At 57.6% G+C, this 13,757-nt stretch carries 11 protein-coding genes, 3 tRNA genes and 2 other RNA genes; 10 read left to right on the forward strand and 6 right to left on the reverse strand.

Annotated features, from left to right (window positions below; genetic code table 11):
• Positions 1-6 precede the first annotated feature (6 nt).
• The 6 genes from cpoB to BY447_RS16170 all read left to right on the forward strand — a co-directional run bounded on the left by cpoB (position 7) and on the right by BY447_RS16170 (position 1,662).
• Positions 7-801, forward strand: coding sequence for a cell division protein CpoB (cpoB, locus tag BY447_RS16145; protein WP_110331520.1), 795 nt, complete (start codon positions 7-9; stop codon positions 799-801).
• Between the two features lie 164 nt (positions 802-965).
• Positions 966-1,041, forward strand: a tRNA-Lys gene (locus tag BY447_RS16150).
• A 69-nt stretch (positions 1,042-1,110) separates the two neighbouring features.
• Positions 1,111-1,186 (forward strand) — tRNA-Lys (locus BY447_RS16155).
• Positions 1,187-1,232: 46 nt separating this feature from the next.
• A tRNA-Lys gene (locus BY447_RS16160) sits at positions 1,233-1,308 on the forward strand.
• Positions 1,309-1,351: 43 nt separating this feature from the next.
• A non-coding RNA gene (locus BY447_RS16165) (RtT sRNA) lies at positions 1,352-1,485 on the forward strand.
• A 43-nt stretch (positions 1,486-1,528) separates the two neighbouring features.
• Positions 1,529-1,662: non-coding RNA, RtT sRNA (locus tag BY447_RS16170), on the forward strand.
• Between the two features lie 399 nt (positions 1,663-2,061).
• On the opposite strand, the gene BY447_RS16175 is transcribed toward BY447_RS16170, so the two are convergent.
• Positions 2,062-3,537, reverse strand: coding sequence for an AlkA N-terminal domain-containing protein (locus tag BY447_RS16175; RefSeq protein ID WP_110331521.1), 1,476 nt, complete (start codon positions 3,535-3,537; stop codon positions 2,062-2,064).
• A gap of 158 nt (positions 3,538-3,695) precedes the next feature.
• Between BY447_RS16175 and BY447_RS16180 the strand changes: the two genes are divergently transcribed.
• From BY447_RS16180 to pnuC, 3 genes are all read left to right on the forward strand, one after another.
• Entirely contained in the window at positions 3,696-4,229 is a 534-nt protein-coding gene (locus BY447_RS16180) for a methylated-DNA--[protein]-cysteine S-methyltransferase (RefSeq protein WP_110331522.1), read from the forward strand.
• Between the two features lie 126 nt (positions 4,230-4,355).
• Positions 4,356-5,417, forward strand: coding sequence for a quinolinate synthase NadA (gene nadA / locus BY447_RS16185; RefSeq protein WP_110331523.1), 1,062 nt, complete (start codon positions 4,356-4,358; stop codon positions 5,415-5,417).
• 23 nt (positions 5,418-5,440) lie between these two features.
• A complete protein-coding gene (gene pnuC / locus BY447_RS16190) occupies positions 5,441-6,163 on the forward strand; it encodes a nicotinamide riboside transporter PnuC (RefSeq protein WP_110331524.1) in 723 nt (240 codons plus the stop codon).
• On the opposite strand, the gene zitB is transcribed toward pnuC, so the two are convergent.
• The 4 genes from zitB to BY447_RS16210 form a co-directional block, all read right to left on the reverse strand.
• Positions 6,157-7,146, reverse strand: coding sequence for a CDF family zinc transporter ZitB (zitB, locus tag BY447_RS16195; RefSeq protein ID WP_110331525.1), 990 nt, complete (start codon positions 7,144-7,146; stop codon positions 6,157-6,159). The two genes, pnuC and zitB, sit on opposite strands and share 7 nt — an antisense overlap.
• Positions 7,124-10,177 carry an ATP-binding protein gene (locus BY447_RS16200; protein WP_323859507.1) on the reverse strand — a complete coding sequence of 1,018 codons (3,054 nt, stop codon included), beginning with the start codon at positions 10,175-10,177 and terminating at the stop codon, positions 7,124-7,126. Before BY447_RS16200 ends, zitB begins: the two co-directional genes overlap by 23 nt.
• Before the next feature lie 14 nt (positions 10,178-10,191).
• Positions 10,192-10,773, reverse strand: coding sequence for a response regulator transcription factor (locus BY447_RS16205; protein WP_033782354.1), 582 nt, complete (start codon positions 10,771-10,773; stop codon positions 10,192-10,194).
• Between the two features lie 98 nt (positions 10,774-10,871).
• Positions 10,872-11,240 carry a YbgS-like family protein gene (locus tag BY447_RS16210; RefSeq protein ID WP_013357165.1) on the reverse strand — a complete coding sequence of 123 codons (369 nt, stop codon included), beginning with the start codon at positions 11,238-11,240 and terminating at the stop codon, positions 10,872-10,874.
• A gap of 287 nt (positions 11,241-11,527) precedes the next feature.
• Between BY447_RS16210 and aroG the strand changes: the two genes are divergently transcribed.
• Positions 11,528-12,580, forward strand: a complete 1,053-nt coding sequence (aroG, locus tag BY447_RS16215) for a 3-deoxy-7-phosphoheptulonate synthase AroG (protein ID WP_033731895.1) — start codon at positions 11,528-11,530, stop codon at positions 12,578-12,580.
• A gap of 342 nt (positions 12,581-12,922) precedes the next feature.
• Here the strand turns inward: aroG and gpmA are convergent, their stop codons facing one another.
• The gene (gpmA, locus tag BY447_RS16220; RefSeq protein WP_003851893.1) at positions 12,923-13,675 is read right to left on the reverse strand and encodes a 2,3-diphosphoglycerate-dependent phosphoglycerate mutase; all 753 of its coding nucleotides are present in this window, start codon (positions 13,673-13,675) and stop codon (positions 12,923-12,925) included.
• Positions 13,676-13,757 lie beyond the last annotated feature (82 nt).

The following is a 13,757-nucleotide window of genomic DNA, read 5'->3' on the forward strand; positions in this document are numbered from 1 at the left end:
AATCACATGGTTAGTAACTTCAGATGTCATCTGTTGAGTCTGTCGTTACTGATTGGCGTAGCGGCCCCCTGGGCCGCTAATGCCCAAGCGTCAATCAGTAGCGTTGGCTCCGGCTCGGTCGAAGACCGTGTCACCACTCTTGAACGAATCTCTAATGCCCAGGCACAGCTGATGCAGCAACTGCAGCAGCAGATGAGCGATAACCAGCGTGATATCGATGCGCTGCGTGGGCAAATCCAGCAAAACTCGTATCAGTTGAATCAGGTGGTTGAGCGGCAGAAGCAGCTTTACCAGCAGATTGACAGCCTGAGCAGCGCCAGCAGCAGCGGCGGGCAACAGGCTGCCGGCAGCGATGCCGCAGCAGATACCGGCGCAGCAGCCACCGCAGGCGCGGCAGCATCCACGGAGAGCGCACCTGCGCAGACCGGTGACGCTAACAGCGATTACAATGCGGCTGTGGCGCTGATTCTGGAGAAGAAACAGTATGACCAGGCGATCAGTGCGCTTCAGGCGTGGGTAAAACGTTACCCGGATTCGACCTATCAGCCGAATGCGAATTACTGGCTGGGTCAGCTGAACTACAACAAAGGCAAAAAGGACGACGCGGCGTATTATTACGCTACGGTAGTGAAGAACTATCCGAAGTCGCCGAAAGCTGCAGAAGCGTTGCTGAAAGTGGGTGTCATCATGCAGGAGAAGAAAGACACGGCGAAAGCCAAAGCGGTCTTCCAGCAGGTGGTCAAACTTTATCCAGACACCGAATCTGCTAAACAGGCGCAGAAACGTCTGGCAAGCCTGTAATTTGTCCGGTTCAGACCAGATATCGTGTGATTTCTGGTCTTGCCGTATGAAAGGTAAGCAACTGAAGCATTTAGCAGAAATAAGAGTTGCGCTACCCCGCTAAATCAGTAATATATGCCGCCGTTGCCGGGACACATTGCAAAGTGTCTGGTAAGCCTGAAGATGGGTCGTTAGCTCAGTTGGTAGAGCAGTTGACTTTTAATCAATTGGTCGCAGGTTCGAATCCTGCACGACCCACCATCTCCTTCAGACGCGCTTTACCGCGCAGTTTTAAGAAGAACACTTCAGCATTGCTTCACAACCTAAGATGGGTCGTTAGCTCAGTTGGTAGAGCAGTTGACTTTTAATCAATTGGTCGCAGGTTCGAATCCTGCACGACCCACCATCCTATCTCAGCCGCCTGGCGCGCTGAACGGTTGTAAGCCCCCAGCGGGTCGTTAGCTCAGTTGGTAGAGCAGTTGACTTTTAATCAATTGGTCGCAGGTTCGAATCCTGCACGACCCACCAATTAAGAAAGAAGCGCCTTTAAGGCGCTTTTTTCGTTTTCAGAGCACGGTATTCACCGTGCAGGGTGAGAACCTGCAGCAGGTTCGACTGAATCGCCCGGCGATTCAGGCTGATGCTTCAGCATCACCCTGAGGGCGAGGCCCTGGAAGGGCCGAGGCAATCCTGCACGACCCACCAATTAAGAAAGAAGCGCCTTTAAGGCGCTTTTTTCGTTTTCAGAGCACGGTATTCACCGTGCAGGGTGAGAACCTGCAGCAGGTTCGACTGAATCGCCCGGCGATTCAGGCTGATGCTTCAGCATCACCCGGAGGGCGAGGCCCTGGAAGGGCCGAGGCAATCCTGCACGACCCACCAATTAGAAAGAAGCGCCCTTTGGGCGCTTTTTTCGTTTCTGCGGTATCTGGCTCACGTTAAATGTATAAAGCCACTGGCGTTTGAGGTAGTGGGCAAAGTCTGGCGCAGTTCGCTGAGAGATCCAGCCTGCGCAGAGAACACGGTCAGATCGGAAAGACGCAAAAGCCGTCATCCATGACACGCTCGGCCCGCGCCGTCCTGGCGCGGGACGCTTTCCTCCTCTGACCGTGTTCCCTGCGCATCGGGCTTAATTGTTGCTGGAGGATTAAAGCTGATTTAGCTTTCTCAGCCATCTAAAAGCGCTGCTGGCGATAATTGCGCAGGACGCTTTCTTCTTCTGAGCGTATTAACTGCCCGTTTTGCTTTTGCTTTGCGGGGAGAGTTGCCCTGTACTCATCCTCACGCCTTTTTCTTCACCTTCGCCACTGCCAGGCTCTCCCAGATATGCATCACCGCATAGCTGCGCCAGGGACGCCAGAATTGCGAACGCGCTTCCGCTTCTCTGGATGACATGCCGCCCAGGTTGTTACGGATGGCGATATCTTCCTTGGGAAAGGCATCCGGCCAGCGCAGGGCGCGCATCGCGATATAGTGCGCAGTCCAGGGACCAATGCCCGGCAGGCTGACCAGCTTTTTTATCACCTCGTCAGGCTGCTGAGCGGCGCTGAGACGCAGGTCACCGCTGGCGCAGGCGCTGGCAAAGGCGATGATGGCGCGGGAGCGCGCGGCGCTGACAATGCCCATCGGTGCGACATCGTCCACCGTCAGTCCGGCGATGCGTTCAGGAAGCGCGGTATAACGGGTGAGATCGGCAAAAGGCGTCTCGCAGGGCTCACCAAAGGCGGCGGCAAAACGGCTGCTGACCGTGGTGGCCGCTTTGACGGTTACCTGCTGGCCGATAATGGCGCGCACGCCCAGCTCAAAGGCGTCGAATGCGCCGGGCACGCGCAGACCGGGATGTGCGATCAGGCTGGGTGCCAGCAGCGGATCCTGGGCCAGGCAGGCGGCGATACGCTGTGGCTGCGCATCGAGATCGAACAGGTCACGCAGACGGCGCAGCAGCAGAGGCAGCACTGGCGTCAGGGACGTTGAGAGCGTCACCTGCAATGCGTTCTTCTGCGGCAGATGGGAAACGCTGACCCAGCCCCGGCAGCGACCCAGCGCCACAGTGCGTCGCCAGCTGCCATCTTCCACCGCTTCGACCTCCTTCATCAGGTGCGTCTGCAAAAACCAGAGCATCGCCGCCCAGTCATAGGGGGGGCGATAGGTCAGCCGCAGCGTCACGCGGTCGCCGGGCTGCGCACGCTTAGTGCCAGTGTCATCCCGGCGCAGCGCGCTCGGCGTCATGCGGTAGCGCGCCTGGAAAACATCATTAAACCGGCGCAGGCTGCTGAAACCGCTGGCGTAGGCGACCTCTGTGACAGGCAGTTGTGTTTCTGTCAGCAGCTGTTTTGCCAGCAGCATTCGCCGCGTCTGCTTCAGCTCCAGCGGCGAAACGCCGAGTTCATGCTGCACGATACGGCGCAGCTGACGCAGGCTGAGGCCGAATTCCGCAGCAATTGCTTCCAGGCCTTCGCGCTCCTCCAGCATGCCTTCCTCGATACGCTGAATCAGCCGCTCTGCGACGCGATGCGGCTGATCAACCGGCGCATTGCCGGGTGCCAGTTCTGGCCGACAGCGCAGGCAGGGGCGAAAGCGCGCTTTTTCCGCCGCCTCAGCGCTGCTGAAGAAAAGGCAGTTCTTCTGCATGGGTGCTTTAACCGGGCAGACCGGACGGCAATAGATACCGGTTGACGTCACACCCACAAAGAAAACGCCGTCAAAGCGGGTATCACGAGAGGTCAGCGCCTGGTAGGCAATTTCGGGATCGAGCATGGCATTTCTCCGGCAAATAGGGACAGCCTATACCGGCTGGATCCGTCAGACTGGCTGTTTTCGGACAGCAAAACAGTTTAACGCCATGACCGGAAACAGCCAGTCAGGGGGAAAAAAAGTGCGATACTGGATGACGGAACCGTGACGGGAGAATCACCATGTACTACTTCAAACCGATAGCTACCCCGGTAGGTGAACTGAAACTGGTCGCCAGCGACAGTGGCCTGGCGGGCATCTTGTGGGAAAACGACGATCCGAAGCGCACCCGATTTTTGCCGCAGACGCGCAATGACGATCATCCCATTCTGATCGAAACTGAGCGTCAGCTCAGCGAATACTTTACCGGTGAGCGTCACTGCTTTGAGCTGCCACTCGACATGGTCGGCACCGACTTTCAGAAAAAAGTCTGGCAGGCGCTGGTGGCGATTCCATTTGGTGAAACGCGCAGCTACAGTCAGATTGCCAGAGAGATCGGTCATCCGCAGGCAGTACGGGCGGTCGGCGCGGCCAATGGTCGTAATCCACTCTCCATTGTTGCGCCATGCCACCGCGTGATTGGCGCTAACGGCAAGCTGACCGGCTTTGCAGGCGGGCTGGACATCAAAGCTTCCCTGCTGGCGCTGGAAGCGCCGCAGTCGCTTATCGATAAAGCAGCTTCAGAGCCGGTCCAGTTAGTGATACAGGCGGACTAAAAATCCCACGACACAGTCTGGCTTTTCCGCTATCTTGTTTAGCATATAAAACACGATGGTGGATTTAACGCCATTATTCGCCTTTACTGGCGATTTTCGTTAATTAGATAAAACGAGAGCTGTGTCATGAGTGTGATGTTCGATCCTGAAAGCGCCGTTTACCCTTTTCCGCCTAAACCTGCTCGTCTGAGTGATGACGAGAAGGCGTTTTACCGTGAGAAAATCAAAGCGCTGCTGAAGGCGCGTAACGCGGTGATGGTGGCGCACTACTACACCGATCCGGAAATCCAGGCGCTGGCGGAAGAGACCGGCGGCTGCGTCTCCGACTCGCTGGAGATGGCGCGTTTCGGCAGTAATCATTCCGCCACCACACTGCTGGTGGCAGGCGTGCGCTTTATGGGCGAAACCGCCAAAATCCTCAGCCCTGAAAAAACCGTGCTGATGCCGACGCTGCAGGCGGAGTGCTCACTGGATCTCGGCTGCCCGATTGAAGAGTTTAACGCCTTCTGCGATGCCCATCCCGATCGCACCGTCGTGGTCTATGCCAACACCTCAGCGGCGGTCAAAGCGCGGGCCGACTGGGTAGTGACCTCCAGCATTGCGGTTGAGCTGATTGAGCATCTCGACAGCCTGGGCGAAAAGATTATCTGGGCGCCGGATCGTCACCTGGGCCGCTACGTCACTCAGAAGTCGGGCGCGGACGTGCTGTGCTGGCAGGGCGCCTGCATTGTGCATGACGAGTTTAAAACCCAGGCGCTGCAGCGTATGAAAGCGCTCTATCCCGACGCGGCGGTGCTGGTGCACCCGGAGTCGCCACAGGCCATTGTCGATCTGGCGGACGCCGTTGGCTCGACCAGCCAGCTGATTCAGGCGGCGAAATCCCTGCCACATCCACAGATGATTGTGGCGACCGATCGCGGCATCTTCTACAAAATGCAGCAAATGGTGCCGGATAAAGAGCTGCTGGAAGCGCCGACCGCGGGCGAGGGCGCAACCTGCCGCAGCTGTGCACACTGTCCGTGGATGGCGATGAACGGCCTTAAAGCCATCGCAGAGGCGCTGGAGACGGGCGGCACGGAACATGAGATTCAGGTGGATGAGACGCTGCGAGAGGCGGCGTTACTGCCGCTAAATCGCATGCTATCCTTTGCAGCGGAACTTAAACTCAACGTGAAGGGCAACGCCTAAGCGTTCCCGGACAGGTGCTCAGCATGGACTTCTTCAGCACACATAATATTCTGGTTCACATTCCTCTGGGTGCCGGAGGCTACGATCTCTCATGGATTGAGGCCATCGGCACGCTGGCGGGCTTACTCTGTATCTGGTTTGCCAGCCTGGAAAAAATCATCAACTATCCGTTCGGTCTGATCAACGTGACGCTGTTTGCGGTGATCTTCTTTCAAATCCAGCTCTATGCCAGCCTTCTGCTGCAGCTCTTCTTCTTTGCCGCCAATATCTATGGCTGGTACGCCTGGAGCCGTCAGACCGCCGATCATCAGGCCGAGCTGAAAATCCGCTGGCTGCCACTGCCCAAAGCGCTCGCCTGGGCGGCGGGTTGCGTGATCGCCATTGCGCTGATGACACTTTATATCGACCCGGTGTTTGCGCTGTTAACCCGTGCAGCGGTGACGCTGATGAACAGTATTGGCCTGTCGGTTGCGATGCCCGCGTTGCAGCCGGATGCCTTCCCGTTCTGGGATTCCTGCATGATGGTGTTGTCGATTGCGGCGATGGTGCTGATGACGCGCAAATATGTTGAGAACTGGCTGCTGTGGGTCATCATCAACGTGATTAGCGTGATGATTTTCGCCCGTCAGGGCGTCTATGCGATGTCGCTGGAGTATGTGATCCTGACACTGATTGCGCTGAACGGATCGCGTATGTGGATCCGCAGCGCGCGGCAACAGGGTTCCCGCGCGCTGTCGGCTCAGTGAGTATGCGCTTCGCCTTTAGCGTGAGCAGGGTCATGATCATGGTCGTGAGAATGACTGTGGTCATGGCCGGAGGCAGCCGCGCTGCTTAAGCCGAGTTCACACTCGGCGCCGGCGCAGGGCTGATATTCCATCTGCACCGTCGCATGCTCAATCTGGTAGTTCTCGCGCAGGTAGTCGTGAATACGATGCAGCAGCGCATCGTGATCGTAAGGCGGGATCACCTGCGCATGCAGTGTCAGCAGCGGCTTTTCGCCGACCTGCCACAAATGCACATGGTGAACATTGCGCACTTCGGCGATGTTCAGTGTCAGATCCCGTATCAGCCGGTTCACATCCAGTGAATGCGGTGCCCCTTCCAGTAACTCCTGCAGACTTTCACGCAGCAGCGCCCAGGCGCTGCGCAACACCAGCAGCGACACCAGCAATGACAGAATCGGGTCGATAGGCGTCCAGCCGGTCAGCAGAATAATCACCGCTGCCACGATCGCGCCCACCGAACCCAGCAGGTCACCCATGACATGCAGCGCGGCGGCACGCACGTTGAGGTTCTTCTCACCGCTGCCGTGGTGCAGCAGCCAGAACGACAGAATATTGGCCAGCAGGCCGCCAACAGCGATCCCCAGCATCAGGCCGCCCGTGACCGGCTGCGGGTCGGCAAAGCGGCGCACCGCTTCCCAGACGATCAGCGCAGTAATGCCCAGCAGTGCGATGGCGTTAACAAATGCGGCCAGCGTAGTCAGGCGCAGCAGGCCAAAGGTGTGACGTGCATTGGGTTTACGGCGCGAGAACTGCACCGCCAGCAAGGCCATCAGCAGCGCGGCGGCGTCGGTCAGCATATGCCCGGCGTCCGCCAGCAGCGCCAGTGAACCCGAGAGCCAGCCGCCAATCACTTCAGCAACCATGAAGACGACGGTCACCCCGAAGGCGGCCGCCAGACGCGTGCGATTACTATCCTGCCCGCTATGAGTGTGGGTATGTGCCATAAGTTTCCAGTTTTTTCAGTAACCTGTTTGCGAATAATATCAGTAATTGCCACGTCTCAGACGTGTCCTGATGCTGTTTAACCTGCTCCGTCAGCTGCTGGCTGAGCTGCGCGCCATGCTCCAGCCCTGCCAGCAGGCAGCTTCCTTTCATCCGGTGTGCTGCTTCGGCGAACTGCGTCCAGTCTGCGCGTTCGTGTGCCTCACGCATCACCGCCAGGTCCTGTGTCACCGTACTGTGCAGCGTCTGGCTCAGACGGCTGAGGAATTTGTCATTCTGCTGCGCCAGCTGCCACAGATTGTCATCCAGCGTCGCCAGCGGGTCTTCCTGCCACGCCTGTTGCCACTCTGCCAGCAGCGCGCTGAGATCGGCTAACTGCACCGGTTTAATCAGCACCCGCTCGCCCGCCTCAGGCGGCCGTGACAGCAGCTGCGCGTCAGCCGAGCAGAGCACCCGCATCGCCTGACGTCTACGCTGGCGGTCACGCCGACGCAATATCCGCAGCAGCAGCGTACCGTCAGGGCGCGGCATCATCTGGTCGATAAACAATAGATCATAAGGCTGCTTTGCGTCGGCCTGCAGCAGCGCGCGTCCCTGTTCGAAGGTGTCAGCCTGAATCGCAAAGCGCGCCAGCTGCTGCTGCATCACCAGCAGATTGGCTGGATGGTCATCGACAATCGCCACCTTAAGCTGAGGAAAGCCGGGCAGGGACGTCTCATCCGCGTGGCTTAGCGGCGCGCAGATCTCCAGCGGCAGCGTTACGGTGACCTGAGTGCCGTCACCAGGTTCAGAGGTGAGCCGGATGTCGCCGCCCATCCGCAACACCATTTCGCGGCAGATAAACAGTCCCAGCCCGCTGCCCTGCACCGAAACGGATTTTCCGGACGGCGCCTGATACCACGGGTCAAACAGCTTCTGCTGTTCCTCCGGCGGAATCCCACTGCCGCTGTCGCTCACCGTCAGAACCAGCTGCTGCTCAGCGGCCAGGGCCAGACGAATCGCGCCGTGACGGGTAAATTTCAGCGCATTGGTCATCAGGTTATTGACCACCTGCTGCAGGCGGTCGGCATCGATCAGCACGGTGTCAGGCAGCGGCGTCAGCGCCTCGACGATCAGACGCGGGCCATCAGCGCGCATCAACGGATGATAAAAATGCTGCTGTTGATTGAGCCACTGCGCCAGTGCCAGCGGACGGGGTGCCAGGGTAAAACTGTTGCTCTCGATGCGCGCATGATCCTGCAGGTCATTCAGCAGAGTCAGCAGCGATTGTGCGCTGCTGTGCAGCAGCGAAAGATTCTGGCTACTGTGCTGTTGTTTCTCCAGCTCCAGCAGACCCAGGATCGCCTGCATCGGCGTGCGCAGTTCATGACTGACGGTCGCCAGGAACTGGCTTTTCATCGCATTGGCATGTTCCGCCTGCTCACGCTGCTGACGTTCCCGGCGCTGCTGCCAGTAGCGGCGCGCCAGCAGTAACAGCAGCAGCAAAATGGCTGCACCGGCTACTGCCAGCACCACCATCGGCAGCGAACGCATCACCATCACGCTGCCGGGCTGCGGCGGCGTTGACCAGCTATCACGCATCTGGCTCTGGGTATCGGCCGGAATCTGCTGCAGCGCGCGATCCAGCAGGGTGCGCAGCGCTGGCTGGTCCGGTGTGACGCCGAGTGCAATCGGCCAGGCGATGTCGCTGGCGGCAAAGGCGAGGTGAATACGGGCATCATCGCGGCTGGCGATACGCCAGCGGGCGGAGAGCACGTTATCGACCAGCGCGTCGATCTGCCCCTTTGCCAGCGCGTCATAGAGGCTATTACGGTCGGCAAACAGCTGTGGCTGCAGATCCGCAGGCAGCAGACGTAGCGCCAGGTCATCCTGCAACACGCCGATCCGCTTGCCGCGCAGGTCGCGCCAGTGTGCCAGCGTATCGGACTGGACGCTGTAGATGCCCCACAGCGCGCGCCACACCGGCAGCGACGTGCTCTGCATCGCATCGCCATTCAGCGGCTGCATCAGCTGCAGCATCGCCTGCTTTTGCTGAATCAGCGTGCTGGCCTGGCGGGGATTACTGACCCACACCGGCTCAAACTCTAATCCGGTGCTCTGCGCAATCGCTTTCAGCAAGTCCACGCCATAGCCCCGGGCGGTTCCGCTGGCATCGCGGTAACTCCAGGGATAGTTGTCCGGCTCGGCGGTGTAAGTAATACGCGGATGATCGGCAATCCAGGCGCGCTCAGCAGGGCTGAGCATCAGGGTCTGGGTATCCTGATAGCGCGGCAGGCTGCTGCTCCAGCGCGCCTGTAGCGTGTTCATCAGTTCTGCAGGCAGCTGACGCAGGCTCTGATTTATCCAGCTGATAAGCTGGGGATCGCGCGCCACCGCACGCAGGTTGAGCTGGCCGGCCTCGATGTGGGAGGCGATCTGATAAATCTGGCCCTGTTGCAGCTGGCTTAGCAGAAAGCCGGCGCTGGTTTCATCCGCCACCACATAGTCATTCTGCTGATTAAGCAGGGTATAGAGCGCCTGCAGATCGCTGCTGTAGCGTCGCCAGCTGTGACGGGCCGCCAGCGCAGATGGCAGCTGAGCCAGGGTGCTGTCACTGATTGCAAGCGACGCATTCTGGCTGTTAAACATCACGGCACGCTGGTTTTGCTGATTGCGATAAACCCGCAGCGGACTGCTGAACCAGTTTTCGCTGCTCAGGGTGCCGGATGGCAGCGGGGCACTCCACATGCCCAGCGCAAAATCGATCTGGCCGCTGGTCAGGGCCTGCATCAGATGCGGCTGATCGCTGTAAAGGTTGAGGGTGAACTGCGCGCCGGTCAGCTGTCGCAGCGCGGAAAGATAGTCGGCGTTGATACCATAGAGGTCATTGCCGATACGCATCGCCCAGGGCGCGTGGTTTTCTTCCAGCAGGCCGACGCGCAGGATCCTGCCCTGCATTGTTTCCGCATGGGTTACCGGCAGCATCATCGGCAGGTTGACGCTGCTCACCGGACGCACATCAGCCAGCGCGGAGCAACACAATAAAAGCAGCATCAGTAGAATAACTCTCACTGCTGGGCTTTCCACAGGTCAGCCAGTTCCACCACTGATCGGGCACCGGTTTTTTCCAGGATGTTCTTTTTATGGGTGCTGACCGTTTTGTTACTGATGTGCAGCTGAGCCGCGATTTGCAGATTGGATAACCCACTGGCCAGCAGTGCCAGAATCTGACGCTCCTTCTGGGTCAGCGGCAGCTCAGGCTCATCATCCATCTCCGGAAAGGCCGTCTGACCGCCCAGCACCGCCAGGATGGCGCTGAGCAACTGCGTCATGCGCTGACTCTTTACCACGTAACCGGCGGCACCCAGCGCCTGAGCGCGACGCATATAGTGGCGGGTCTGCTGCGCAGAGTAGATAAGGACCGGGCAATCAGGACGATGGATCTTGAGGCGACGCAGGAACTCCAGCCCATCGCTGTCCGGCAGGCCGATATCCAGCACAATAATGTCCGGTTGCTCCTCAAGTAAGGGGCGGGCGGCTTTTTCACTGCTGGCAGAAAGCAGCTTAACGGGTATGGGCGACTGGCTCAGGGCAGCTTCAAGTGCCACTTCAACCAGCGGATGATCGTCAATCAAAAGCAAAACGGCCATGAAGGATTTCCTGTAAATTTCACAGGATTAGCATAGCGGAAGAGTGGGGCTGAGGGGAGAAAAACCCGGAGAGCCGCAGCTCTCCAGGCTAAACAAAATTACTGTGAAGTGCCGTCGGTTTTCGTGTTTACATCACCGCCGCCCACTTTAGTCTGAACTTTTTTATTCACGTTCGGACATTTGCCATCTTTACACTGGCTGTTCTGGTCAATTTCGTTAGCAGACATATTACCATTGCTGGTGGTGCTGCCGGACGTTGCAGGATTAGTGTTAGTACCAGTGTTATTAATTTTGCTGTTATCGACATTATTTGGTGGCAGATTCTCTTTCGCTCCACCCGCTGCTGCACCTGCACTGGCCGCCTGGTTCGCTGTACCGTTATTGCTGCTGCTGTCTGCAGCCAGTACCGCACCGCTGCTCAGTGTCATTGCTGCTGTCAAAAAAATTAAGGCAAACTTTTTCATCATTATGCTCCCGTTAATAAATGAAGAGGCTTTAAGCCCAGAGGTGCAATTTCGGGTAAAGAAATCCCTGACGAAATAAAATTCGCCAGTTGGCTTAAACAGGGTAATTAAATAAGGTAAGCGGGACGTTCCTCAGTGCTTACCATTAAAAAGTTTAGTCGCTAACCTGATTAATGCAAATATGACCCGCACATTTAACCCGCAGCGGGAATTTACACCCCTGACGCTTCGGGCTACATTGGACAGGATGTGTCCGGCGGGCGCCGGGCAAGAAATAATATGGAATCAGTATGAATTACCAGAACGATGATTTACGCATCAAAGAGATTAAAGAGCTGTTACCTCCTGTTGCGCTGCTCGAAAAATTCCCGGCGACCGATCGTGCTGCACAGACCGTTTCACAGGCCCGTCAGGCGATTCATCAGATCCTGCAGGGCAAGGATGATCGTCTGCTGGTGGTGATTGGACCCTGCTCAATTCATGACACTGACGCGGCGAAAGAGTATGCAAGCCGCCTGCTGGCACTGCGTGATGAGCTGAAAGGCGAGCTGGAAGTGGTCATGCGGGTCTATTTTGAAAAGCCGCGCACGACGGTGGGCTGGAAAGGGCTGATTAATGACCCGTATATGGATAACAGCTACCAGCTGAACGACGGTCTGCGTCTGGCGCGTAAGCTGCTGCTGGAGATTAATGACAGCGGTTTACCGGCGGCGGGCGAGTTTCTGGATATGATTACCCCGCAGTATGTGGCAGACCTGATGAGCTGGGGCGCGATTGGTGCGCGTACTACGGAATCTCAGGTTCACCGCGAGCTGGCATCCGGTCTTTCCTGTCCGGTAGGCTTTAAAAACGGCACCGATGGCACGATCAAGGTGGCGATTGATGCGATCAACGCAGCGGGCTCCCCGCACTGTTTCCTGTCAGTAACCAAGTATGGTCACTCCGCGATTGTGGAAACCAGCGGCAACGGTGACTGCCACATCATCCTGCGCGGCGGCAAAGAGCCGAACTATAGCGCGCAGCATGTCGCTGATGTTAAAGCGGGTCTGGCGAAAGCGGGTCTGCCACAGCAGGTGATGATCGATTTCAGCCATGCCAACAGCAGCAAGCAGTTCCAGCGTCAGATGGTTGTGGCAGACGATGTTTCACAGCAGCTGATCAACGGTGAGCAGGCGATTGTCGGTGTGATGATTGAGAGTCATCTGGTGGAAGGCAACCAGAGCCTGGAGAGCGGCGAGCCGCTGGTCTATGGCAAAAGCGTCACCGACGCCTGTATCGGCTGGGAAGATACCGACAAAGTGCTGCGTCAGCTGGCGGCAGCGGTTAAACAGCGCCGCGGTTGATTGGCTATCCACACTCATTAACAAAGTCTGGCCGGATTCGCTGTGGAGAGTGAGCCTGCTCAGGGAACACGGACAGATCGGAAAGACGCTCAAGCCAGTCCCTGGTCGCTCTGCCCGCGCCATCCCTGGCGCGGGACGCTTTCCTCTTCTGACCCTGTTCCCTGCGCGTCGAGCTAGTTTATTGCTGCCAGACTTAGACGGATTTGAGTATGTGATTAGTCTGGTACGTGCTGACATCCAGGCTTTTACTCTGGCAGTTAAACATGACGCGCAGCATTGCCGGGCGCAGCCCAATAAAAAAGGCCAGACTTTCGTCTGGCCTTTTTGCCTTCCAGCGAGGAATTACTTCGCTTTACCCTGATTCGCAACGGCGGCAGCTTTCGCAGCAATCTCGTCCTGGTCGCCCAGGTAGTAGCGTTTCAGCGGTTTGAAGTTTTCATCGAACTCATACACCAGCGGAACGCCGGTAGGGATGTTCAGCTCGAGAATTTCATCTTCGCTCAGGTTATCCAGATATTTCACCAGCGCACGCAGTGAGTTGCCGTGTGCAGCAATGATCACTTTCTCACCGCTTTTGATGCGCGGCAGAATGGTGTCGTTCCAGTAAGGGATAACGCGGTCAATGGTCAGCGCCAGGCTTTCGGTCGTTGGCAGCTGCTCCGGGGTCAGTTTCGCATAACGCGGGTCATGGCCCGGGAAGCGCTCATCCGAACGATCCAGCTCTGGTGGGGTAACGGCAAAGCCGCGACGCCACTGCTTAACCTGCTCGTCGCCATATTTGGCAGCAGTTTCCGCTTTGTCCAGACCCTGCAGCGCACCGTAGTGACGCTCGTTCAGACGCCAGGTTTTCTCAACCGGCAGCCAGGCCTGATCCAGCTCATCCAGCACATTCCACAGCGTATGAATCGCACGCTTCAGTACGGAGGTGTAAGCGAAATCAAAAACAAAGCCCTCTTTCTTCAGCAGCTGACCTGCTGATTTGGCTTCGCCACGACCTTTCTCAGAAAGGTCAACATCATACCAACCGGTAAAGCGGTTTTCGTTGTTCCACTGGCTTTCGCCGTGTCGCACCAGAACCAGCTTAGTTACAGCCATAGCTTAACTCCTTAATACTGTGATGTTTCTGTGAGATTGGAAACCTGCTGCTGCCCGCCTGAAACACGAGCTGATTGCGCCA

This window comes from Pantoea sp. JKS000250 (genome assembly GCF_003201065.1).
GTDB lineage: Bacteria > Pseudomonadota > Gammaproteobacteria > Enterobacterales > Enterobacteriaceae > Pantoea > Pantoea vagans.